At 35.0% G+C, this 22545-nt stretch carries 21 protein-coding genes; 6 read left to right on the top strand and 15 right to left on the bottom strand.

Features of this window, described 5'->3' with window-relative positions:
* The first annotated feature begins 141 nt into the window (after positions 1 to 141).
* The 3 genes from ACFPH8_RS10570 to ACFPH8_RS10560 all read left to right on the top strand — a co-directional run bounded on the left by ACFPH8_RS10570 (position 142) and on the right by ACFPH8_RS10560 (position 2620).
* Positions 142 to 1011, top strand: coding sequence for a cation diffusion facilitator family transporter (locus tag ACFPH8_RS10570; RefSeq protein ID WP_024482682.1), 870 nt, complete (start codon positions 142 to 144; stop codon positions 1009 to 1011).
* A gap of 148 nt (positions 1012 to 1159) precedes the next feature.
* A complete protein-coding gene (locus ACFPH8_RS10565) occupies positions 1160 to 1456 on the top strand; it encodes a DUF3887 domain-containing protein (protein WP_376860782.1) in 297 nt (98 codons plus the stop codon).
* Positions 1457 to 1490: 34 nt separating this feature from the next.
* Positions 1491 to 2620 (top strand): IS3 family transposase gene (locus tag ACFPH8_RS10560; RefSeq protein WP_376860780.1). Its coding sequence is split into 2 segments (ribosomal slippage): positions 1491 to 1752 and positions 1752 to 2620, totalling 1131 coding nucleotides; the frame shifts between segments, so codons are not numbered across the junction.
* Between the two features lie 304 nt (positions 2621 to 2924).
* On the opposite strand, the gene ACFPH8_RS10555 is transcribed toward ACFPH8_RS10560, so the two are convergent.
* The 6 genes from ACFPH8_RS10555 to ACFPH8_RS10530 form a co-directional block, all read right to left on the bottom strand.
* The gene (locus tag ACFPH8_RS10555; protein WP_376860778.1) at positions 2925 to 3803 is read right to left on the bottom strand and encodes an endonuclease/exonuclease/phosphatase family protein; all 879 of its coding nucleotides are present in this window, start codon (positions 3801 to 3803) and stop codon (positions 2925 to 2927) included.
* Positions 3804 to 3813: 10 nt separating this feature from the next.
* Complete coding sequence (locus tag ACFPH8_RS10550; RefSeq protein ID WP_376860776.1) at positions 3814 to 4713, bottom strand: hypothetical protein; 900 nt, start codon at positions 4711 to 4713, stop codon at positions 3814 to 3816.
* 4 nt (positions 4714 to 4717) lie between these two features.
* Positions 4718 to 5926 carry an ABC transporter permease gene (locus ACFPH8_RS10545; RefSeq protein WP_376860774.1) on the bottom strand — a complete coding sequence of 403 codons (1209 nt, stop codon included), beginning with the start codon at positions 5924 to 5926 and terminating at the stop codon, positions 4718 to 4720.
* Positions 5927 to 5985: 59 nt separating this feature from the next.
* Positions 5986 to 6333 carry a hypothetical protein gene (locus ACFPH8_RS10540; RefSeq protein WP_376860772.1) on the bottom strand — a complete coding sequence of 116 codons (348 nt, stop codon included), beginning with the start codon at positions 6331 to 6333 and terminating at the stop codon, positions 5986 to 5988.
* Between the two features lie 108 nt (positions 6334 to 6441).
* The gene (locus ACFPH8_RS10535) at positions 6442 to 6588 is read right to left on the bottom strand and encodes a hypothetical protein (RefSeq protein WP_376860770.1); all 147 of its coding nucleotides are present in this window, start codon (positions 6586 to 6588) and stop codon (positions 6442 to 6444) included.
* A 152-nt stretch (positions 6589 to 6740) separates the two neighbouring features.
* On the bottom strand, positions 6741 to 6911 hold the full coding sequence (locus ACFPH8_RS10530; protein WP_376860768.1) for a hypothetical protein: 171 nt from the start codon (positions 6909 to 6911) through the stop codon (positions 6741 to 6743).
* A gap of 360 nt (positions 6912 to 7271) precedes the next feature.
* Between ACFPH8_RS10530 and ACFPH8_RS10525 the strand changes: the two genes are divergently transcribed.
* Positions 7272 to 7973 (top strand): hypothetical protein, encoded by a 702-nt coding sequence (locus ACFPH8_RS10525; RefSeq protein WP_376860766.1) that lies wholly within the window; start codon positions 7272 to 7274, stop codon positions 7971 to 7973.
* Between the two features lie 342 nt (positions 7974 to 8315).
* Positions 8316 to 10193, top strand: a complete 1878-nt coding sequence (locus ACFPH8_RS10520; protein WP_376860764.1) for a BamA/TamA family outer membrane protein — start codon at positions 8316 to 8318, stop codon at positions 10191 to 10193.
* A 180-nt stretch (positions 10194 to 10373) separates the two neighbouring features.
* Here the strand turns inward: ACFPH8_RS10520 and ACFPH8_RS10515 are convergent, their stop codons facing one another.
* The 7 genes from ACFPH8_RS10515 to ACFPH8_RS10485 form a co-directional block, all read right to left on the bottom strand.
* A complete protein-coding gene (locus tag ACFPH8_RS10515; protein ID WP_376860762.1) occupies positions 10374 to 11039 on the bottom strand; it encodes a DUF5932 domain-containing protein in 666 nt (221 codons plus the stop codon).
* Between the two features lies 1 nt (position 11040).
* Complete coding sequence (locus ACFPH8_RS10510; RefSeq protein ID WP_376860760.1) at positions 11041 to 12702, bottom strand: ATP-binding protein; 1662 nt, start codon at positions 12700 to 12702, stop codon at positions 11041 to 11043.
* 308 nt (positions 12703 to 13010) lie between these two features.
* The gene (locus ACFPH8_RS10505) at positions 13011 to 13847 is read right to left on the bottom strand and encodes a universal stress protein (protein WP_376860758.1); all 837 of its coding nucleotides are present in this window, start codon (positions 13845 to 13847) and stop codon (positions 13011 to 13013) included.
* 76 nt (positions 13848 to 13923) lie between these two features.
* The gene (locus tag ACFPH8_RS10500; RefSeq protein WP_376860756.1) at positions 13924 to 14751 is read right to left on the bottom strand and encodes a universal stress protein; all 828 of its coding nucleotides are present in this window, start codon (positions 14749 to 14751) and stop codon (positions 13924 to 13926) included.
* A 309-nt stretch (positions 14752 to 15060) separates the two neighbouring features.
* Entirely contained in the window at positions 15061 to 15804 is a 744-nt protein-coding gene (locus ACFPH8_RS10495) for a succinate dehydrogenase/fumarate reductase iron-sulfur subunit (RefSeq protein ID WP_376860754.1), read from the bottom strand.
* A gap of 7 nt (positions 15805 to 15811) precedes the next feature.
* Positions 15812 to 17722, bottom strand: coding sequence for a fumarate reductase/succinate dehydrogenase flavoprotein subunit (locus tag ACFPH8_RS10490; protein ID WP_376860752.1), 1911 nt, complete (start codon positions 17720 to 17722; stop codon positions 15812 to 15814).
* Between the two features lie 7 nt (positions 17723 to 17729).
* Positions 17730 to 18389, bottom strand: a complete 660-nt coding sequence (locus ACFPH8_RS10485) for a succinate dehydrogenase cytochrome b subunit (RefSeq protein WP_376860750.1) — start codon at positions 18387 to 18389, stop codon at positions 17730 to 17732.
* Between the two features lie 453 nt (positions 18390 to 18842).
* Between ACFPH8_RS10485 and ACFPH8_RS10480 the strand changes: the two genes are divergently transcribed.
* A complete protein-coding gene (locus tag ACFPH8_RS10480; protein ID WP_376860800.1) occupies positions 18843 to 19436 on the top strand; it encodes a hypothetical protein in 594 nt (197 codons plus the stop codon).
* On the opposite strand, the gene ACFPH8_RS10475 is transcribed toward ACFPH8_RS10480, so the two are convergent.
* Together ACFPH8_RS10475 and ACFPH8_RS10470 are read right to left on the bottom strand one after the other, a co-directional pair.
* Entirely contained in the window at positions 19420 to 20946 is a 1527-nt protein-coding gene (locus ACFPH8_RS10475) for a GH3 family acyl-acid amido synthetase (protein WP_376860748.1), read from the bottom strand. The genes ACFPH8_RS10480 and ACFPH8_RS10475 overlap by 17 nt on opposite strands.
* A 160-nt stretch (positions 20947 to 21106) precedes the next feature.
* Entirely contained in the window at positions 21107 to 22432 is a 1326-nt protein-coding gene (locus tag ACFPH8_RS10470) for a T9SS type A sorting domain-containing protein (RefSeq protein ID WP_376860746.1), read from the bottom strand.
* Positions 22433 to 22545 lie beyond the last annotated feature (113 nt).

Raw genomic sequence — 22545 nt, 5'->3', positions numbered from 1 at the left:
AAATGCAATTAATTTATACAATCAAATAAGATTACATTTATCTTTAGACTATAAAACACCTAATATGGTATATCAATTATCAGCGTAAATTCAATTTTAACCTGTAGCCATATTTCAGGACGAGACACCTAAAAAAAACGAATGAATAACGAACAAACTGCAATACAAACAACCTATTTCAGCATAATTGGAAATACTGCTTTAGCTTTGATTAAAGGGCTTGCAGGATTCTTTGGCAATTCATATGCTTTAATTGCAGATGCGATTGAATCAACAACTGATATTTTCGCTTCATTTTTAGTTCTATTAGGTTTTAAATATGCAAAACGACCAGCAGACGAAAACCACCCTTATGGACACGGAAAAATTGAACCATTAATTACATTTGGAGTAGTTGCCTTTCTTGTTGTTTCTGCTACAATAATTGCTTATGAAAGCATTCAAAATATTCAGACACCTCATAAAATTCCGAAATCTTGGACTTTAATTGTTTTGGGTCTAATAATAATTTGGAAAGAAATTTCATTTCAAATAGTAATTAAGAAAAGTAAACAAACCAACAGTTCATCTCTTAAAGCAGATGCTTGGCATCATAGAAGTGATGCAATAACTTCTGTAATGGCTTTTATCGGAATTTCAATAGCAATCATATTTGGACAAGGTTATGAAACAGCAGATGATTGGGCAGCCTTATTTGCTTCTGCATTTATCTTATATAATAGTTATTTAATATTACGACCAGCATTAGGTGAAGTTATGGACGAACAACTTTATGACGACCTGATACTTGAAATTAGAGAAAGATCATTAGAGGTTAAAGGTGTTTTAGACACAGAAAAATGTTTTATCCGAAAATCTGGAATGAAATTTCACGTTGATTTACACGCAATTGTCGATAGTGAAATTACAGTAAAATCAGGTCACGATATTGCACATAAATTAAAGGATTATTTACGGAAAGAAATACCAAATTTAGGACACGTACTGATTCATATTGAACCGAATGAATAAAAAAAGGCAGCACACAACAATGTATATAAAAAATAGGCGAAACACTAGTAAATTCAAGGCTTTTAGCTTGTATCAAACTTTGTGCTTAACCGAAAGTTTAGTACTTCGAAATCGCCTACTTTTCATATACTAACCGTTGCCCACAATTATGAAAAAAACACCGTTACTTATCATTTTACTTTTCACTTCAATTTTAAGTTTTGCTCAAACAGAGAAAGAGAACGACAAAAATATTGCTGAAAAGTTTGAGAAATTTTTCAATTCCAGCGATTATAGCAGAATATTTGAATTGTTTTCAGACGATATGAAAAATGCTCTTCCAAAAGAACAAGCGAAAGAATTTTTTGTTGGACTAAAAACGCAAGCTGTAAAAATAAATGCTCTTGAATTTACTAAATACGTCAGAGGCAGTTTTGTAAGCTTCCCTTATAACCGAACTGTTTAAAAGTAGAATAATAATCTTAAATTTGAACAGTATTATGAGAAAAAGTAAATTTAGTCCACAACAGATCGCAAAGATTTTAAAGGAGTTTGACAACGGCAAGAGCGTTGATCAGATAAGCAGGGAACACGGAGTGAGTTCGGCCAGTTTTTACAAATGGCGTTCCAAATATGCTGGAATGAACTCAAAAGAGCTTAAACGGCTAAAAGAGCTCGAGGAAGAAAACCGTAAGCTCAAACAGATGTATGCTACTTTAGCGCTTGACCATCAAATGGCCAAAGAGATCATAGAAAAAAAGCTTTAAAGCCCTGCCGTAAAAGGAGTATCACCAAGGAACTTATTCATTACGGTATCAGTAGGGCGTGCCGTGTCCTGAATATGAGTAAGAGCGTGTATTATTACACCCCATTGGGCAAGGATGATTCCGAGATAGAACAAGCTTTACAGCAAAAAGCTAAAGAACACTCTGAAGAAGGTTTTTGGAAGGCTTATGACCAGTTGCGGGAAGAAGGCAAGCCATGGAACCATAAACGCGTGCACAGGGTTTATGTTTCGTTGGGACTTCCTTTGAGGAGAAAAGCAAAGAAACGTTTGCCTGCACGTGTTAAAGAACCTTTAGAAGTGCCAAATGAACTTAACCATACCTGGAGTATGGATTTTGTAACTGATGTATTGGAAAACAAGAGGCGTTTTCGAGCCTTTAATATCATTGATGATTTCAATAGAGAGGCCCTTCATATAGAAATAGATTTTTCACTGACCAGTAATCGGGTGGTTTGGGTGCTTAATCACCTAATCAATAAAAAGGGTAAGCCCCAAAAGATACGTATGGACAACGGACCAGAGTTTATAGCAAAGATAGCCTTTGAATGGAGCCAGATGCACGAGATAGACTTTAAATACATTCAACCGGGGAAACCCACTCAAAATGCCTTTATAGAACGGTTCAACGGCTCATATAGAAGAGGTGTATTGAATAAATATATATTTGAGCATATTGACCAAGTGAGGGAACAAACCCAAATTTGGATGGACGATTACAACAATAAAAGACCACATGATGCTCTGGGAAAGGTACCACCAATAAAATATGCGAAACTTAATTCTACTTTGGCTAGCCAAAGTAGAATTAAAAACAATAACTTTATGGAAGTTTTAGAAAATTAAGCAGTTCTAATCTGGGGAAGCTTACACATTCCTACATCCTGCATACTAAATTAACTTGACAACTATTAATCCTCCCAGCCGCAAAGCGTTTTTCCTTTTTGTTTGGCATCACTTAATGTTACTTTTACTATAGCTGCTTTACAGTTAGAAAGCCCTCGGCATGTTTTAGAGAAATGGTACTTTTTGCTGTACTTAACCTCACAGATATACACGTTTGATTCTACTACATTAAAGGATGAGGCAGATACTAATAATATACTAAATGAGAGTCCTAAAAGGAACTTATGAGCAATTTTCATACTATTTAATTTGGGTTCATATGCCCTTGAAAAAACACAGGCAGGTGATCAGATATTTTGCGAGCGGCTTCTAAATTATTACAGGTTTCAATATAATCGATTACGCCTGAATTTACTACTGAAAATCCGCTTGAAATATACATATTATCAATAGCATGACTTAAATATCCCTTTGATTTGCAGCTGCGTTTTAAGGTTGTTTTTTTATTATTTAAAGCGGCTTTAAAGCCTTGTTGGTATAAATCATTCCAAACGGGATGATTTTCGTTTAAATTAAAGTCACCAGCAATAATAATGTTATTTGAGTTTAGTCGGTTTGGATAATCTTTAAAGTATTGTATTTCCAATTCAGGGTAATCATCATGCTTCCTGGAGTGGAAATTAACAACGTAAAACTCAATATTTTCTTTTTTCAGTATAAACTTACCAATATAAGGTTCCCGATACACTTTTGTTTCTAACGCTTTATCTAAATAGGCTCTACCAATAATATCTATTTTACTGGTTTTCCAAAGGAAGGCGTAGCGTTCACTCATGTAAACTGAAGGACTATTGGTAGGATCACTTATCCGATAATCCCATTTAGCACCTCTTCTATTCAATTCATCCGCTAATTGCGCTACTTTTTGTGCTCCCGCTGGATGTTTGGCAACAACTTCTTGAATGGCTACCATATCAAAGTCTTTCAACACATTTGCCATGAAGGCAATTTCTTCAGTGTTTTTAGATTGTCCGAGGTCTTGGATGTTCCAGGAGGCAATTGAAATAGAGTTGGAATGATCAGTTTCAAATTGAATATCATCAACTGGATCACCTCCTAAAGTTTGTAAAACAACAAAAAAGGTAATAAATTTTAGAACTTGTTTACAAACAGAAAGATTCAAATCAACTACATTAATTTAATATAAATTCTTTAATTATTTTATCCATATTAGAAGGGAGCTCTGCTGTTTTTATTTCATACTTCTTTACATTCATGTCTTCCAGCCAATCTCTCCAATATTTCATAATAACATCCTCTTCGTAAGGATTGTTTTTTGATGGATTTATTCCCAAAACTAACACTTCCAAATTTGATAAGTCCATTCCAGTACTAATAAATCCAAATTCTTTATTTTCAATTTTGCCTTTCCAATCTTTATCATTGAGTTTTAATTCCTTCACTAACTTCGGCGTTAAATAAGAACTTCTATTTCCTTCCATTATTTTTGTATCCTTATGATAAATGTAGCCATCAGTTAGAACTACAAGGATGTTTCTGTAATCATCTTCAATACAATAATCTGAAATTTTTGTTTTGAAAAATCGCCAAGTGTCTGAACCAACGTATTTCGCATCTTTAATAGCATACTCATATATTTCCAATGGTTTTTCTGAATACATGTGTTCTATTTCATCTAAAATTTCCAGAGAAGCATTACTCCTATTAACGTGATATCGTAAATCGTTGGATATTTTATTAATACTCTGATTAAGAGGTTCAGGATCAAAGTATAGCTGAATTTTATCATTCATCCCCCTCACCTTCTTACCTTTTAAATGAGAAACAAATGCTTCAGATACAGATCTAATATAAGCTACATCTCTTTGGTAAAACTCCATAGATTCATTAGCATACTTTTGAGGACTAATTCTATCAGACAAATCCAACAGATAACTTATGTTTAAATTTTCTTTATCTTTTCTATTATTTATTTCAACATTTAATGGTTCCTTGTCTTCTTTTGGATCATTGCCACAAGAATAGAAAACAATAGAAACCATCAATAACATATATAATTTGCTCGCTTTCATATCTTTAATTCTTTGTAAATATTAAGTTTTGATAATCCATATCAGCAGATAGACTTAATTCAGTTAAATGTAATTTCGATACTTCTTCACAATTGGACCTTAATTCATCTTTAGCGTTCGCGGGTAATGCTAATTTCTCATTAATTGCCTGATACCACCCTTCTTTATATTGATAATGGTAATGTAAATATTCTTTTACCGGAAACACAAAACCATCAATTTTTGCTTGTAGTTCGGCGACCTTTCCATTTATGGTGGTTATTTCCTGTTTTAAGGCATCTAATTTTGTCATTAGTACCTCCTTCTTAATAATTTCATTTTTAATTTCCTCCTTTTTATTTCTAATAAATGATTTAATCTTATCAACATCCTCATGTTCCTTCATTACAAAATCAAATACTAATCCCCAAATAACATAAACAACGAAACCAGCAAAAATAATCCCCCAAAAATTAACACTTTGAATTGCAATTGAGGGTGAAAAGTTTTCACCTAAAACTCTTTCAAAATCAAAAATTTTCTTTTCAATTAAATAAGCAAGAATGACATCGAAGAGAAAGGTTAAAATAAACAAAGCAACAAGTTTCACATATGAAATTATCTTCTTTGACTTTTGAAACATGTGTATCAGGTAACCTAAGCCCATAAATACAAAAGGAATAGTCCCTACAAATAACGCCTCTAACCAACCATCTTCAATAGCTTTTGTCAAAGCGTTAGCGTCAAAGATTGCAGCTGTCAAACTGCCCGATTCAAAATCTTTAAAAAAGGAAGAATAGGATGCTGATATATAAAAAACAAATAAATAGATTGTAATCGGCAACAAAATTAATAAACCTATATAAAATTGAGCTTTTGGTCTTTTGTCAACATCAATCCCATATTTCTCTGGATTTTGTTTAACGTCAATCATCTCAAATTTTCGACTTTCAATATTACTTTCAATTTGACGTCTTTGATCTTCATAAATAGAAAAAGCTGTTTCTCTTTTCTTTAATTCTGTTCTCTGCTTTTCCTGTTCTTCTTTATAGGGTTGTTTTAAAATCTTTTGTTCATTCAACTGTTTTCTACACAAGTTCTCGAAACTATTATATAAATTCTTTAAACCTACACCAAAAGTTACAGGCTCTCCTGATGCTTTTATAGATGCGCCATAGCCACTTTGATAATACGTTATTCTAATTTGCTCACTCGCTTCATGAATGTTTTCCATTTCTGGTGTTTTTGTAGGACTACTTTTAAGCTTAAACAAGTTTTTTATTGCTCCCATAGTTAGGATTTTAATTCATTAATAATTTCTTCTTTTTCAGTACCAGATTTCGCACATTCTAATAAGTAATCTGCCATTTCAGTAATATTCTCATCAAGAAACTCAAACTTCTTACAGTATTTCTTTAAAGTATTATATTCATCTTCAGTTACTTTGCCATCAGCCCATATCATTACAGCTAAATCATATAAGTACCCAACCCTATCTTCCAAAGATTCTGGAATAGAAGTGTCATGTGACGGATTCAATAAAATATCATTTAATTGTTCTTTTGCTAACCCACGTTCTTCTGCAAATCGATAAAGCATTTGCATTTCTAAAACATCGAAATTATCATCGGAAAATGCCATTTGGTAAAGTCTCAAAAAGTGACTCCTTAATTCAGTTGAAATCATATAAAATTAAATATTAGTTGTAATTAATGATTGTAGCCTATCTATTTATGTATTAATCAGTATTTAATTACATCCGTTTTTCAAACAAGTAACTTTTGCACTAGTATTTTCCCAATGACTTGCCTCTTCTTTCGTGTCAAAACCACATCCGGTTTTGCCTCTTTTTTGTCCATGGTGAACAATTCCTGTTGGTACGTGTTTTACAGCCATAATTTATTGTTTTAAGTATTTCATCAAACTTAAACTCATTACATATCAAATCCTTACGGTTTTCCGTAACCAACTAAAAAAAAAAGAGAATCATCCATTTCTGAATACGATTCTCTTTTCTTGAAATGGCCTAAAATGAGATTAATTACCATTTAATCATCATCTCCTGGTGGCGGAGGCGGTGGTGGTGGCGGAATATCGGCTTCATTGCCACAACAATCCGTTGCTTGAGAATTAGTTTCATCTGCCACACTGGTTGGTGTACAGGAATAGAATGCCATATTAAAGGCAAGCATTAACAATAATACATATAATTTTTTCATTACGTTTTGAGTTAAATTTGAACAATAGTATTGCTGTCCAAGGTTTTCATTGGAAATTGAATGTTCAGCAACACACGTTATATTGCGAGAAGACGTCATTCTCGCTTGAGAAGTATGGAGTTAAAGACAGATGACATGATTACTTCTCATAGGCACATAACCCATCTTTAAGACTCCACTTAAATTGATATTTCGCAAGCCTATGCGATTAGGCATCAATCAATCATAAGGCAAATGAAAATAAACTGAATTGTTTTAGTTGGAAATGCATTGGAAGTCTATTGGAAAGGTTTAGGAAATCAATTTCCTGCTATATTCCAATAAATAATTATGTAACTTTATTCCCTAAACACCTTCTAAATGCATAAAGAATTACTCATTAAAGCATTCGAAAAAGCGCGGAATGAACTCATTAAACAAGGTCATCCCAGTCCTTCCAATGTTAGAATGGCTGAAGAACTTTCATGGTATATTCAAGAAAATGTAGGATTCACGCTGGGCGAACGGAGATTTAGAGATTATTACACGAATGCCCTAAAAAGTGAAACAGAAGATATTGAGATAAAACAAATAAAAGTCGTTGATGGCTTATGTCACTATTTAGGATTTGACCATTATATTGACTTTATAAACGACCAATTACCAGAGGTAAAATCTAGCCCATCAAGCCGTTCAAAATCATTTTTTCAGAAACACAGAATAGCAATTATTTTAGTCCTTATCGTAACTATTGCTTTTATAAGCTATAACGCTTTTACAAAACAAGAATGGATGCTTTGGGAAACAGACCATTATGTAGAAGCTGATTTTAATGCGACCTTATTAAAAGAAGGTATTCTTAAACTATATGATCAAGACCGGATTGATAACCTCCGAAAAATAAATCCTGATTGTAGTACGCCTTTTTTTAAAGCGGATGGTAAAGAAAATATTTGGTACGGTAAGAATCAAGAGGCTACATTAGAATTTTTCACCTCTGTTGGGTTGCATCCGGGAACAGGCAAAACCTTAAAGAAAATAACATCTTATATGATAAAAAAACACATTAGTAACACCTATTAAGGCCCGCAAAGCATAATCCAGTTCACATTTAAAACCACTTTCATTCCATCCAGCACTTTTCAATCACTTTCAAAAGTAAGTCCTGATAATTTCCTGACCTTTATAGGGTTAGAAATCTCGGAAATAGGAATTAAAATATCCACAATAAGTAAGCACCTAAATTCTAACACCCCACTCGCTTTCTTTTACAAGTTCCCAGATAACACCAAGCATTTTATTTCTGCAAACTCGTGTAAATACCTATATATTTGCATTCTTATAATTAGGATTTCTAGGAAACCCTAAAAAAAACATATTAACCAACTGACAATAGGTTAGAGATATAATGGATTTGCGCTAACTATGTATAATCACGTTTTAAAAATTACGCTATTTTTAGTTTTGGCTGTTTCTCATATTGGCTTTTCGCAAATAGAGGAAAAAGAAAAAAACGCCACGGATAGTGTTTATGAGAAGATTGAAACCTTTTCAGAAAAATCGAAATCAACCAAATTCCTGCACAATCTAATTTTTAAGAATAAAACCAATCAAAACCGAAAAACCACGTTTCCTAAAAGATCCAATTTTCGTGATGTAGAAAATAAAATTGTTAGACATATTTATGTTGACAGTCACGATCCTTTCGGGTTTTCCTTTACCGACTCCACAGAAACCGCAAATAGTTGGCTGGAAAAAACAGGGAATACAGTTCATTTAAAATCCAAAGATTTTGCGATTAGAAATTACTTGATGTTTGAGAAAAATAAACCTTTAGACAGTTTATTACTCATAGAATCAGAACGTTTATTGCGGTCTCAAGATTTTATTAGAGAAGTTGCCCTAAAGGTGGAGCATGTGGTAGGTAGTAGGGATTCTGTGGATGTGTATATAACAACTTTAGATTCTTGGAGTTTAATTCCTAGTGGTTCCATTTCCAGTTCCAAACTGAAAGTAAAATTGCGAGAGGAAAATTTTCTAGGTTTTGGACATCAATTCAACATGCAATATGATAATAGGTTTAGCGACAATAAATCGGCTTATGATGTGCGCTACGCGGTTTCAAACTTTAAAAATACCTATATCAATTCGGCTGCAGGTTATACCACAACTTTAGAGGATGCTAAAAGTAAATATCTAAATATAGAACGTCCATTTTTCTCGGCCTACACCAAGTGGGCAGCAGGTGTTTATTTAGACGAACAATTTGCACGAAAATGGTTACCAGATGCGAACATGGATTTAGGTGTTCAAGATTTAAAATACCAATCCCAGGATCTGTGGGCAGGCTATTCTTTCGATTTATTTAAGGGAAATACCGAACGCGAAAGAACAACGAATATAATTACGTCATTCCGGTTTTTAAATCTCAATTACAGAGAATCCCCTTCCTTGGCCTATGATAGTATTCAATACTTTTCAAGTGAAACATTTTATTTGGGAAGCATTGGTATTTCCTCCAGACAATTTGTGGACGATCGCTATCTATTCAGAGATGGTATTATAGAAAGTGTTCCTGTAGGTGATTATTTGGCTATTATTGCTGGAAATCAACGAAAAAACAGTCAGAACCGCTTGTATCTAGGGGCTAAAGTTGGACATGGCAATTATTACAATTGGGGCTACTTAAGTCTTAATATGGAATATGGGACTTTTTTTAATACATCTAAAAAAGAACAAACGGCCTATTCCTTTAGCGCCAATTATTTTACGAATCTAATATCCTTGGGGAGCACATGGAAAATGCGTCAATTTATCAAGTCGCAGGTACTCATTGGTAAAAACCGTTTAAATTCAGTCGGTGACCGGGTTACCATAGATGAATACAATGATTTTAGAAATTATTACGATGTAGAAAATGCCAATAACGAAAATATGGGGATACCGGGTTTTGATAGTGACCTGCTAGGAACCTCCAAGTTTTTAATAACACTCCAAACCCAATTTTATCCGCCTTGGGAATTTATGGGTTTCCGCATTAATCCCTATTTAAATATTAAATCGGCTTTATTGGGTACTGAAAACACCAAGCTTATTTCTAGTAAATTGTTTTCATCATTTTCGGCCGGTGTCATCCTGAAAAATGATTATCTCGTGTTTGAATCCATTCAATTATCCATATCCTTCTACCCCTCTATACCAACGGAGGGTAATTCTATTTTTACAACAAACGCCATTAGCGTGGACGATTTTAATCTTCCAGGGTTTGAATTGGGCAAACCAGCACCAATCTGGTATAATTAAAAATTAAGATGCCTAAAACACGGCTTCTTATTCAGCAATTAAAAGGCATGTAAACGAAAAAAGCGCACAGAATCTGTGCGCTTAAAAAACTCCCCTGTTTTTATCTCAATAAATAGCAAAGCAAACATAATGTGCTTTTATTATATATCCTTACTGTTTTCCGTAATGAGCGGTAAATAATTAAATAAGCCCTAAATCTTTAACAATAGCCACTAAATGAATGGCATTTTTGGCTTTAAATTGAATGCGGAGTTTATTAATTCGTTTTTCAATGGAACTCAAACTACTAGGCGACATGCCTTTTGCCTTGTACTGCTGACTGATTTGATCCTGGGATAAGCCTAAAGACAATTGCTTTAATAATAAAATATCATAATCATCAATTTCCAAATCAGACGTCTTACGCAAAGCTTGCGAAACAATTTCTGATACATAGCGTTCGTTATGATAAACGGCCTGTATGGCTTCGTTTAATTCAATAAGCCCGCGCCTGCCCTTGCATACATAGGCTTTCACTCCATAATCATTTATAAGGCGTTTTACGGTTTGAATCCTGTCTTCAATGGAATAAACAATAATTTTTAAATCGGGAAAACTAGTATGTAATGCTTTTATTAAGTCTTCTCCGGATGCATATTTTTGATCTCTATGATCTTTTTTAAATGATAAATCTGTTATCAATAAATCGTAAGGTTCATTATTTAAACGGGCACTTTGAATCCGTAAATAGGCATCGTCACAATATTGAACGGAGGTGACATCCGTTATTTTTAAGGTATCCAGAATGGTTAACATTCCTAAATTAATACTAATTAAATCGTCTGAAACTATAACTTTTTTAAACATCTTAAACGGTAATAAAAGCACTAAAGCCTTGGTTAATTTGAGACTTAAAAGTAATAGAACCATTTATAGTATTTATACGGTTTTCCGCATTTTGCAAACCATTTTGTTTTTCTATGCAACATCCAACACCATTATCCGAATAGTTAATATGTACTTTTGATCCGGTTTTAGTGAAGTCCAAAACAACCACTTTTGCAGCGCTATGCTTTTTCATATTGGTCATTAATTCTTGAATGACACGATATATAGCAACTTTTTTATTTTCCGAAACGGCTTCCCAATTTATTTTTGAGATGCCCTTTATAATAATGTTCGTATCTGGGTTTTGATAATTGGATATTAAATCCTTTAGGAGTTCTTGATAATTATTTGAAACATCTATTTCGTGATATTCTCTAGAAATATCTCGGGTTTTTTCATAAACAGCTTCTAAATCATCCAAAATACCATCACGACTCATGGTAGATTGCTGCAATTTATTCATTAAATGATAGACATCATTAGCGACCTCATCATGTACTTTTTTTGAAATCCGTAACTCGGTATTATAAACCTCCAATTGTTTTTGTTTTTTATGCCGATGCCGCGTTATTAAAAACCAAATAAAACCTAATATAATAATGAGAATGGCCGTGTATCCGTAAATTAATTTCAAGTTTTTCTCTTTTTCAGCTTGAAGCAAGTTCGCACTGGCTATTTTTTCCTGTTTAAATACATCGTATTTCTTGGAGGCATATTTTCCATCGGTAAGCAAATTAGCCCGTTCTATACTATCCCGAATCTGTTTGTAAAATAGTACTTCTGGGTCCGTTTTTAAACCGATGACCAAATCCATACTTTCTGAAATAATAGTAGCGTTCTTCGTGTTTTTTGCCAAATGGTAGGCTTTTCGTGCATGTTGGTTGGCATGACTGGTATCGCCAATTTCCATATAATAATTTGAAAGATCCATATAACTTCCAATAACCTCATAGGTCTTCCCTAAATTTTGTCGGATTTGACGTGCTTGATCAAAATAAGAAACGGCATCTGGATGCCGAAGTTTTCCTTTTACCATAGCGTAGTTGTGTAGAATGCGCGCTTTCTCTGCGGAATCTCGAACGTGTACTAATGCTTTTTTGAGGCTTTCAAATTCGGTAAATGCTTGGTCCCACCGCCCCGATTTTATAAGCGCAAAACCCATATTATTTTTAAGTTTAATTTGCTGGAATTGCACTATATCCAAGTCAAGCGCTCGTTGATAATAGCTAATGGCTTTATCATAATCTAATAATTGACGATAAATTTTACCGAGCTGGTTATAAATTCCAATACGACTTTCAGTGGTCGCCGAATCTACTGGCATATTATCCAATAAGCTTAAAGCTTCAATAGCCGTTTCTTCGCTGTCATAATAGAAACCTAACTTATTTTGAATAATTGCTATTAGTCGCAAATTGTAAATAGCGTGAACAAGATTAGACTTTTTCAAATTTTGCTCTTTCAGCCTATTGTAAAACACAAAGGCCTGTATTAAATCGGCCTTGTGTAATGGATTCTCAACCTTTTCTCTATAATAAGCAGCGCTATCAACCGGTTTTTGTTGGTACGCATAGCTGGGTAAGACATTCAAAACGAGAAAGCCCAGCATAAAAAAGAAATAAAGTAATGGTCTGAAGGTCATGCAGTAGGTCTTACATCTAGGAGCTGTAAACAGGTAAAGATTTGAAATAACGCATCCATTACATTCCTAATTATTTTCATTTATAAGTCTATAAACTGTTTTGAAGAGATTCGTTTTCCCGTTTTTAAAGTTTCCTGACAATTCACACTATAGTGATGGCATTTTATACAAATGATTAATGCTTTCGTGCACAAAGGTCTCGCAGATTCGCTTAAACAACTTTTGTAATCCATGCCAACTTTTAGCCACACCCTTTTAAATAAGTACTATAGAAATCCAGTGGTTTCAACACACTAAATAAGGACTTACTAATCCACACGTGGTATAACTAGAAACGGAATGATGGAGTGATAGCCCATTTTTTTTATTACCGGTTCCTTAATTAATTTTTCAACAAAGCTATGCTCATAATTAATCATGGTAAGAATATTACTATTATTCTCCTTAATAAAACGGGTGATAGCTTGTTCTTTTTTTCTAGTCTTTGTAAGCCAGTTAAAATTAATATTATAATCCTTAAAGTACGTTTTTAGCATGTCCACATTTTCAAGCTGTTTGTCTTCAAGTTTGTCCTTTTTATTAATATGAACAATCTCAATTTTAGACCCATGTAAATCGGCAATTTCCTTGATAAACTTTAACTCTTCGCCATAAAAACGATTAAATTTTGTTGGAAAAACCATGTTATTTGGCGTTTCATATTCAAAATTACTTGGAATTAATAAGACCGGGCAACGTCTCATTCTATTCATTACGGTAACCGTATTACTACCATATAAAAATTCTTGAGCGCCTGTAGCACCTTTAGTACCCATAACAACTAATCGTATATTATGTTTTTTAACAGCAACTTCCATACAATCCAATACAGAACCTTCACTAAAAATTGTTTCAAAGGTATGATCGCGGTCTTTACTTTCCTGCTCTGCTCGATCTTTAAATGCTGCCAATTTTTCCTTTAATTTGTTTTGAACAGGCTCTATGGAACTTTGAGGAATATGTGTTCGTGCGCCCGAATTTAAAAACGTCCAGGCATGTGAAAAATAAAAAGTACAAGGCTCGCTAGCATATAGATTTAATGCATACAAAGCGGCACTCCAAGCATTGTCTGAAAAATCAGTAGGTAATAAAATGTGATGTCTCATAAGTAAATTTCATTAAGGGTTTTGTCGGTATTGTTAAAGCGACACCTTTTTTTATAATGTGTAATTAATATTTGTTTTAACCTGGAATAACCAGAAATGGAATACTGGATTTAAAACCTATTTTTTTTATTATAGGTTCTTTCATAAAGCTATCAATAAAACTATGTGGATAGTTTATCATTACCAGCATGTTGATATCAAATTTCTCAATAAAGTGGGTAATTCCACGTTCTTTACTACCTTCTGAAGGCATGGAATGAAAATTAGGCGAATAGTCTTTTAAAGATACTTTTAATTGATCTAAATTGTAATCCTGCGCTTCTGAAATATCATGATCTTTGTTTATATGAACTATTTCAATTTTAGAATTGTACAGGGCTGCCATATCTTTTAATGGTTGTAATTCATCACCATAACTTCGACTAAAGTCGGTTGGGAAAGCAATTTTTTCAGGCTGTTTAAATTCATATTCATCGGGAATTGCTAAAACCGGACACTGTTTCACGCTTTGGATGATATGTACCGTATTACTTCCAAAAACAATTTCTTCCGCTTTAGTGGCACCTTTTGTTCCCATGATAACCAAATCTATTTTCTGCTTTTTTATGATGGATTCTAATGAATCTATTAAATCATAAGAACTTAAAATAGTTTCAAATTGGTGGTTCGCATTGGCATAGTGCTGTTCTGCCTTTTGTTTAACTTGTGCTAAACCGTTTTTGGCGTTTTCAGTAACAACACGCGTGAGTTTACTAGACATACTCGATCGCGTAGAACCTTTTATTATAGCCGAATGTAAAAAATAAAACGTACAAGGTACAGCCTCATACAGCTTAAAGGCATATAAAGCTGCAATCCAAGCATTATCAGAAAAATCAGTTGGTAATAGAATGTGTTTTCTCATAAAATATATCTTAAATTAATGGGATAAGTTAAAGCTTCTAGCGCGCTTTTCCTATGATAAAAATCATAAGTTTCAAGGAACAACCCAAAACGCGTTTTAAATTGAATCCCCGGAAATGTATGAAGCAATAACGCGTCAAGATGTTTTAAAATAAACTCAACCTTTTTAATAAAAGACTAAGATATCGATTTTATATACATCTGTCAATAGATACTAAGATTCTAATAGTTTAAAATGATTAAATAATGCGAAATTCGCTAGCAATACCCCGTTTAATTATCAACCAAATATAAGGTGTTTATGTCCCTATTAACGAAATAGTTTAGCTTTCATATAGCGTGCATTCATTTCGGCAATACTCCGGATGGAAATCTCGGCGGGACATTCTACTTCACATGCCGCCGTAAAGGTACAACTGCCAAAATTTTCTAATTCCATTTGGGCTGTCATATCCAACAACCGCTTATGGGCTTCCGGTTCACCTTGTGGAAGTTTATTTAAGTGGTTTATTTTTGCCGAGGTAAATAAGGCTGCAGATGCATTTTTACACGTTGCCACACAAGCACCACAACCTATACAGGCGGCGACATCCATAGCGGCATCGGCGGCGTCTTTGGAAATGAGAATGGCATTAGCTTCGGCAGCTGTACCTGTTTTTGCTGTTATATAGGCGCCTTGTTCCACTATTCTATCAAAGGCCGTTCGGTTAACTACTAAATCCTTAATAACCGGAAAAGCAGCTGCGCGCCAGGGTTCTACAACAATGGTATCACCATCTTTAAAGCTACGCATATGCAATTGGCAGGTGGTAATATGATCATGCGGTCCATGTGCTCTGCCATTAATAAACACGCCACATTGCCCACAAATACCTTCCCGACAATCGGACTCAAAAGCAATGACTTTTTCGTTTTTTAATACAAGGGTTTCATTCAGATAGTCCAAAGCTTCTAAAAAAGACATATCTCCGGATAATCCATCAACAATATATGCTTTTAAAGCGCCTGGAGCTCCCGAATGGTCTTGCCTCCATATGTTAAAGGTTATTTTCATCTAATTATTATTTATAACTTCTTTCCGTTGGCTGAATATATTCAAATTCTAAAATTTCTTTATGCAGTTTAAAATCCGCTTCTTGATATTCCCAAACAGAAACGTAAGCATAATCCGCATCATTGCGCTTGGCTTCACCTTCTTCCGTTTGGTATTCTTCCCGAAAATGCGCACCACAGGATTCGTTTCGTTGAAGTGCATCGGTACACATCAATATGGCCAACTCCATAAAATCGGCTAAACGCAAGGCTTTTTCTAATTCAGGATTCATCTCATTTGCGCTTCCTGTAACTTTAACATCCTTCCAAAAGGCGGCTTTAATTTGTTTTATTTGAGTAATGGCCTTTTCTAATCCCGCTTTATTCCGACTCATAGCACATTCTTGCCACATAACGTTTCCCAACTCGCGATGAAAATCATCGGAAGTGCGACTGCCATTTATATCTAATAATTTTTGAATTTGTTGGTTAACAGAGGCTTCTACTTTGGCGAATTCCGGATGTGTTATGCTGGGACGCTCTGCGTGTAATTCCCCTTCCAAATAATTAGTAATAGTATTCGGTAAAATAAAATATCCGTCTATACTGGTTTGAAGTAGGGAATTCGCCCCCAGTCTATTGGCACCATGATCGGAATAATTACATTCACCTATAGCGTATAAACCCGGAATGGTGGTCATTAATTCATAATCCACCCACAGTCCACCCATGGAAAAATGCGCTGCTGGCGAAATCTTCATCGGCTCATGATAGGCGTTTATTCCTGTTATTTTTTCATACATGGTAAACAAATTCCCATATTTATCGGTAATGGTGTCCTTTCCCATTTTGGCAATGGCATGCTTAAAATCTAAATACACGGCATTTTTCAATGGACCCACACCATGACCCGCATCTATACGTTCTTTTGCAGCGCGCGAAGCAATATCTCGAGGCGCCAAATTTCCAAAACTCGGGTAGCGCCTTTCTAGGTAATAATCGCGTTCTTCTTCGGGAATGTCTTGAGGTTTTCTAGAATCGTCTTTGTTTTTAGGTACCCAAATCCGACCATCATTACGGAGGGATTCAGACATTAAAGTCAATTTTGATTGCGCCTTACTCGTTTGTGGTAAGGCGGTAGGATGAATTTGAGTAAAACTAGGTGCTGCAAAAAATGCACCGCGTTTATGAGCCTTCCAAATAGCACTACCATTACACCCTATGGCCAACGTGGACAATCTGAAAACACGGGAATAACCACCTGTGGCTAGCACAACAGCATCAGCAGCAAATCGTTTAATAGCACCAGTTTCTAAATCCCGCGCAATAACACCTTTTGCTTTTCCATTAATAACAACAAGGTCCAAAACTTCATGCCGTGGTAGCATGTCCACTTTTTTAGCGCGAATCATTTTAGATAATTGTGAATAAGCCGCCAATACTAACTGCTGCCCTGTTTGTCCGCGCGCATAAAAGGTACGTTGAACTTGCACACCACCAAAACTTCTATTGGCCAAAACACCACCATATTCCCGTGCAAACGGAACACCCTGTTGCACAAAATGATCTATTAAGGGTGCTGATAATTCAGCCAATCGATAGGTGTTGGCTTCGCGCGAACGGAAGTCGCCTCCTTTTAACGTATCATGAAACATACGCCAAACACTATCCCCATCATGTTGGTAATTTTTGGCTGCATTTATGCCACCTTGAGCGGCTACAGAATGTGCACGTCTTGCAGAGTCCTGATAACAAAAACATTGCACTTGATACCCAAGTTCTGCTAATGTAGCTGCTGCTCCAGCGCCTGATAATCCAGAACCCACAACCATAATATTGAGTTTCTTTCTATTGGCCGGATTAATTAAATGCGATTTGGCTTGATAGTTTTTCCACTTATCCTCTAGCCTACCTTCTGGAATTTTTGAATCTAATGTCATGTTCTAACTATTTGAAATAAACGATTATGGGTATAATCCCAAAACCAAGGCTCACAATAATGGCATAAATAAGTGCAATTTTAGCCAATACTTGAAGTCCTTTTTTATGATAAAAACCCAAGGTTTTAAAAGCGGATTGAAGGCCGTGGTGCAAATGAAATCCTAATGGAATCATTAAAATTGTGTAGAAAAGCACGTAATAGATATTATGAAATAAGGCATAGGCAACTTCGTAAACATCTATATTTCCGGCGATATCGGTTTTTACCTCCGCACCTATTCCCAATTTAACGCGCGCCCAAAAATTAACGAGGTGAACACCCATAAAAATTAAAATGAGCACCCCTAAAACCCCCATATTTTGAGAAGCCCAACTACTGGTTTCGTTTTTATGATTAATGATATAGCGGTCACTTTTAGAACGCCGGTTTTTATAGGTGATGATGCCCGCATAAATAACATGAAAAATAATAGATAGATACAGTAAATAGGCCACAAGCATAATAAGTGTACTCTCTCTTAAAGTGGTTGAATACGCATTGTATAGACTTCTAGCCGTAGCTTCCGGAAATAGCAAGAGTATATTTGCCGACAAATGAACCATCAGAAAAACACAAAGAAACAATCCTGTTGTAGCAATGATACTTTTTTTAAAAAACAGACTCATGACGGGTTGATTTATCTAAGATTAAAGACCTAAAAAATTACCTAATTAAAACCGTCACTAAAAATAGGGTTTCAATTTGAATAGAAAAAGCTTAACAGGAATTAAAATATATAATAAGGAATGACCTCATAGCATTTACCAAACAATACAGCTTATTTTCTAGAATATTTCAATAGGAAAACGCATTTATTCATTTGGGTCAAGATTAGCATCTAATCCGTTTAAAAAAACAATCAAAACCGCGTAACTTGTGTTCACAGAATTCATTTAGGAAGTCACGGCGAAAAAGACGCCATTTTAATTTAGTATGATCTATGCATCTGGATACAATTCCTAAAAATGAAAATCACACATTTTATTTTGGAAGGCAGTGAATTTAGATTCCAAAACGATTTTACAATTATGAGTTATACGAACATGGCTATAAAACCCATTATATTTTTAATACTATTTATGACAACGACGAACAAGTACGCACAACAAACCATTCCTAAATCTATAGAAAAAGAAGCCAAAGCGGCTTTGGATTTTTATCCAACCTTACGCGATGTTGGCATTGAAATTAAGTTTAAAAAAAATATAAAAAAATCCACCATGCAGGCACAGCCTAAATTTGGCAGTTTTTTTAAGCCGAGAGAATATCGCGACTATGTGATTTTAATCAGTGAACGATTTAAAATTTCGGATAAAGAGTTTTCCACTAAAGATATTCCATCGGCTATTTTAATAGGCTGGATAGGTCACGAACTCGGTCATATAATGGATTATCAGGACCGCAGTAATCTGAATCTTATTTGGTTTGGTGTTAAGTACCTGCTTTCCGAAAACCACATTATTGAGGCCGAACGTGCTGCGGATACCTTTGCCGTTGCTCACGGTATGGAATCCTATATTCTAAAAACAAAAGATTTTATTTTGAATAATGCCGATATTACACCTTCCTATAAATTACGTATCGAAAAATTTTATCTTTCACCTGAAGAAATCATGGATATTGTTAACGAACGGGATGGCGTGGTTCCTGAAGATGCTACTTCTGTGAACTAACAAAGGCCTCCCAATCCTGAAATTTATCTTCTTTCATAACCCGTTCCATTTTTACTTGGCCACCTTTTTTCTTGTTGGCCGCACTCCATTCATGAAAAATTGCTGGTGGAATGATTTGCACTTTCACACCTTTTAAGGCTTTTCCACGCGCCACTTTATAATTCTTATTGGCCGCCTTTAAAAAACCATCTAAAGCTTCGGCCACATCATCTGAATTCAATGAATCTTCACTCCCAATATACCAACTATGATAAAATTCATCATCAGCGCCACGTTGTGCACAAATAGTATATTCAGGGATTTTTGTATTGAATTTTTGCTCTAATTGCTGCATGGCATCATCCATTTTATTCACGGATAATTGGGACCCCACCGTATTTAGAAAAAATTTGGTGCGTCCTGTTATTTTTATTTCGGCGCGCTCGACGTTTGTAAATTCAACCGTATCACCAATTTCGTAACGCCAAGCACCACTTACGGTACTGATTATTAATACATAATCTTGGTTGGTTTGCACATCTTCTAACGTTAGAGAAGGCGCCTCTGGAACCAAAGAGCCATCTTCATTAATATATTCGGGTTTCATTGGAACAAACTCAAAATAGATTCCATTATCAGTCACCAATTGCATAGCATCGGTTTCTGGTCTGGCTTGAAATGCCATAAAACCTTCAGACGCTAAATAGGTGTCAATCACCGTAATTGGCCGTCCCATTAAGGCATTAAAACTTTTTTCATACGGGCTAAAAGCCACACCTCCAGACGTGTAAACTTGCAGATTGGGCCATATTTCGTGAATATGCTTTAAGTTATGTTGCGCAATCACTTTTTCCAACATGAGTTCTATCCAAGATGGAATGCCACTAATGGCACCAATGTCCCAATTTTTAGCATTGTCGGCAATGCGCTGCACGCGCTCATCCCAATCTTCAATTTTGGCAATATCTTCCCCTGGCTTATAATAACCACGAAACCAAAACGGAATATTACTGGCTGTAATACCACTGATTTCGCCTTCTAAATGCTCTTTGTTTTCTTGCAAATCTGTAGAACTCCCCAGCATCATGATTTCCTTTTCGAAAAAATCGGCTTCAAAATCAAAATTACTTAAAGCGAATACTTGATTGATCCCTGCTTGTTTTATAGCATCTATCATATCATCCGTTACCGGAATACGCTTACTGCTTTTTCCTGTTGTGCCTGAACTTAATGCGAAATAATTCGGATGGCCAGGCCAGGTAATATGGTCTTCCCCATTTTGATAGCGATACCACCATTCTTTTTGAATTTTATTATAATCGAAATACGGAACTGTATCTGAAAAGGCGGTTGCCATATCTGCCGAATCTAAAATAGATTCAAACTTATAATGCTTGCCAAATTCTGTGTTTTCCGCTTTGGTAAGCAAATTTTTCAACACCTCTTTTTGCGCTTCCACCGGATTCAATTCCGGCGTAAACGTGTCTTTAATTTCAATAATACCTTTGATAATATTTCCGAGTATAGCCATGTGGTAAAGTTAATTTTTTTTGTTTTTATTTTCTAATCAAGTCCAAGCGTTTTTTGACTGTAAAAAATAAAAAGTGAACTGAAATTACTAAATACAAAAACTGAACAGGAAAATAAATTCTGTTCAGTTTTTGTTTATTGCCAATTAGAAATTAAACTTGTTAGTGTTTTAAAAATCTAAACGTATGTGTGCCAACTTCTGTTTGTAATTTTACAAGATATGTACCCGTTGCTAATTCGGAAACCTGCAATTCCAATTTAGATGCTGCCGTATTTTGAGCATAAACTTCCTGACCCAACATATTAAAAATGGTTACGCTTTGAATGGTAGATTTATAACTAAAATTCAAATAGTCTTTTGTTGGAATAGGATAAACAGAAAGCGCATTTACTTCAAACGTATCCGTACTTAAAGGCGTTATATTTAATGTAAAATCCAGTGCTTGGCCGTATCCAGGGTAAATGCCTTGACCGAATGCATCAAATTCAATTCCACAAGGATTTATTTCCGCTGGAGAGTCGGAATCGGTATATGTTTTAGTAATTCTTATGCGTGTTTCACCTAAAACGGCATCAGTTGGCACCAAAACATCCATACTGACGCTAACGCCATCGGTTCCGTTGGTATTGATTAATGTTCCTATTTCGTATATTTCATCCGCATCATCTAAAATATCATTTTGGTTCCAATCTATAAATGCAACAATATCCGTATCAAAAGGACCATACGTGTTTCCAGCGACTTCCAAAGCATAGGTTTCGTTTAACGCTATATTAACCACTGTAGCTGTTTCGTCTATTAAAACAGTTGTGGCATCCGTATTAGCGATGTTAGTTCCTGCAAAATTTACGGATGAAATTTCTTCAACTATAACGTCATTTGCATCTGTAATTTCACAGTAAGGACTTGGAAACGGCAAAATAATTGGTGCTTCAACTAATAAGGTAAAATCTAATGCTTGCCCATATCCTGGATAAATACCTTGACCGAATGCATCAAACTCAATCCCACAAGGATTAATTTGAGCAGGCGAATCAGAATCGGTATATGTTTTAGTAAGTCTAATTCGTGTTTCACCTAGAACAGCCTCGGTTGGTATAACGATATCAAAAGTTACGGATATCCCATCGGTTCCGTCCGTATTAGTCAGTGTTCCTATTTCAAATATCTCACCAGCGTCATCTAACACCTCATTTTGGTTCCAATCTATGAACGCAACAATATTCGTATCAAAAGGTCCATAGGTATTTCCAGTTACTTCTATGGTGTATGTGTCTTCTTGGGTTACCGCTACAACCGTTGCTGTTTCGTTAATTAATACAGAAGCCACATCCGAATTTGATATCATTGTTCCGCCAAAATCTACGGATGCTATTTCTTCAACGATAACATCTGTAGCATCCGTGATTTCGCAATACGGGCTTGGAAACGTTTGCGCATGCATACCAAGGGATAGTAAAAAAAGCGCTAAAGTAATTTTTTTCATAAGTTTTAAAATTTGATTTCAAACAAGTTAGTAAAATTAAACGTAAAAGGATGACATACTAATTTTAACAAAATTTGTTAATATTTTTATTTCTGATTGAAAAACGAATAGTT

Origin of the sequence: Bizionia hallyeonensis (assembly GCF_042657385.1) — a bacterium.
In the GTDB taxonomy this organism is placed as follows: Bacteria; Bacteroidota; Bacteroidia; order Flavobacteriales; family Flavobacteriaceae; genus Algorimicrobium; species Algorimicrobium hallyeonense.
The sequence above is the reverse complement of the archived record's forward strand: the minus strand, read 5'-3'. Positions and strand labels throughout refer to the sequence as shown.

What these genes read in the sequence shown, in the direction of transcription:
- ACFPH8_RS10570 (WP_024482682.1), top strand. Translation starts at nt 142, where the DNA reads ATGAATAACGAACAAACTGCAATACAAACAACCTATTTCAGCATAATT.
- ACFPH8_RS10565 (WP_376860782.1), top strand. Translation starts at nt 1,160, where the DNA reads ATGAAAAAAACACCGTTACTTATCATTTTACTTTTCACTTCAATTTTA.
- ACFPH8_RS10550 (WP_376860776.1), bottom strand. Translation starts at nt 4,713, where the DNA reads ATGAAAGCGAGCAAATTATATATGTTATTGATGGTTTCTATTGTTTTC.
- ACFPH8_RS10545 (WP_376860774.1), bottom strand. Translation starts at nt 5,926, where the DNA reads ATGGAAAACATTCATGAAGCGAGTGAGCAAATTAGAATAACGTATTAT.
- ACFPH8_RS10540 (WP_376860772.1), bottom strand. Translation starts at nt 6,333, where the DNA reads ATGGCATTTTCCGATGATAATTTCGATGTTTTAGAAATGCAAATGCTT.
- ACFPH8_RS10535 (WP_376860770.1), bottom strand. Translation starts at nt 6,588, where the DNA reads ATGGCTGTAAAACACGTACCAACAGGAATTGTTCACCATGGACAAAAA.
- ACFPH8_RS10530 (WP_376860768.1), bottom strand. Translation starts at nt 6,911, where the DNA reads ATGAAAAAATTATATGTATTATTGTTAATGCTTGCCTTTAATATGGCA.
- ACFPH8_RS10525 (WP_376860766.1), top strand. Translation starts at nt 7,272, where the DNA reads ATGCATAAAGAATTACTCATTAAAGCATTCGAAAAAGCGCGGAATGAA.
- ACFPH8_RS10520 (WP_376860764.1), top strand. Translation starts at nt 8,316, where the DNA reads ATGTATAATCACGTTTTAAAAATTACGCTATTTTTAGTTTTGGCTGTT.
- ACFPH8_RS10515 (WP_376860762.1), bottom strand. Translation starts at nt 11,039, where the DNA reads ATGTTTAAAAAAGTTATAGTTTCAGACGATTTAATTAGTATTAATTTA.
- ACFPH8_RS10510 (WP_376860760.1), bottom strand. Translation starts at nt 12,702, where the DNA reads ATGACCTTCAGACCATTACTTTATTTCTTTTTTATGCTGGGCTTTCTC.
- ACFPH8_RS10505 (WP_376860758.1), bottom strand. Translation starts at nt 13,847, where the DNA reads ATGAGACATCACATTTTATTACCTACTGATTTTTCAGACAATGCTTGG.
- ACFPH8_RS10500 (WP_376860756.1), bottom strand. Translation starts at nt 14,751, where the DNA reads ATGAGAAAACACATTCTATTACCAACTGATTTTTCTGATAATGCTTGG.
- ACFPH8_RS10495 (WP_376860754.1), bottom strand. Translation starts at nt 15,804, where the DNA reads ATGAAAATAACCTTTAACATATGGAGGCAAGACCATTCGGGAGCTCCA.
- ACFPH8_RS10490 (WP_376860752.1), bottom strand. Translation starts at nt 17,722, where the DNA reads ATGACATTAGATTCAAAAATTCCAGAAGGTAGGCTAGAGGATAAGTGG.
- ACFPH8_RS10485 (WP_376860750.1), bottom strand. Translation starts at nt 18,389, where the DNA reads ATGAGTCTGTTTTTTAAAAAAAGTATCATTGCTACAACAGGATTGTTT.
- ACFPH8_RS10480 (WP_376860800.1), top strand. Translation starts at nt 18,843, where the DNA reads ATGACAACGACGAACAAGTACGCACAACAAACCATTCCTAAATCTATA.
- ACFPH8_RS10475 (WP_376860748.1), bottom strand. Translation starts at nt 20,946, where the DNA reads ATGGCTATACTCGGAAATATTATCAAAGGTATTATTGAAATTAAAGAC.
- ACFPH8_RS10470 (WP_376860746.1), bottom strand. Translation starts at nt 22,432, where the DNA reads ATGAAAAAAATTACTTTAGCGCTTTTTTTACTATCCCTTGGTATGCAT.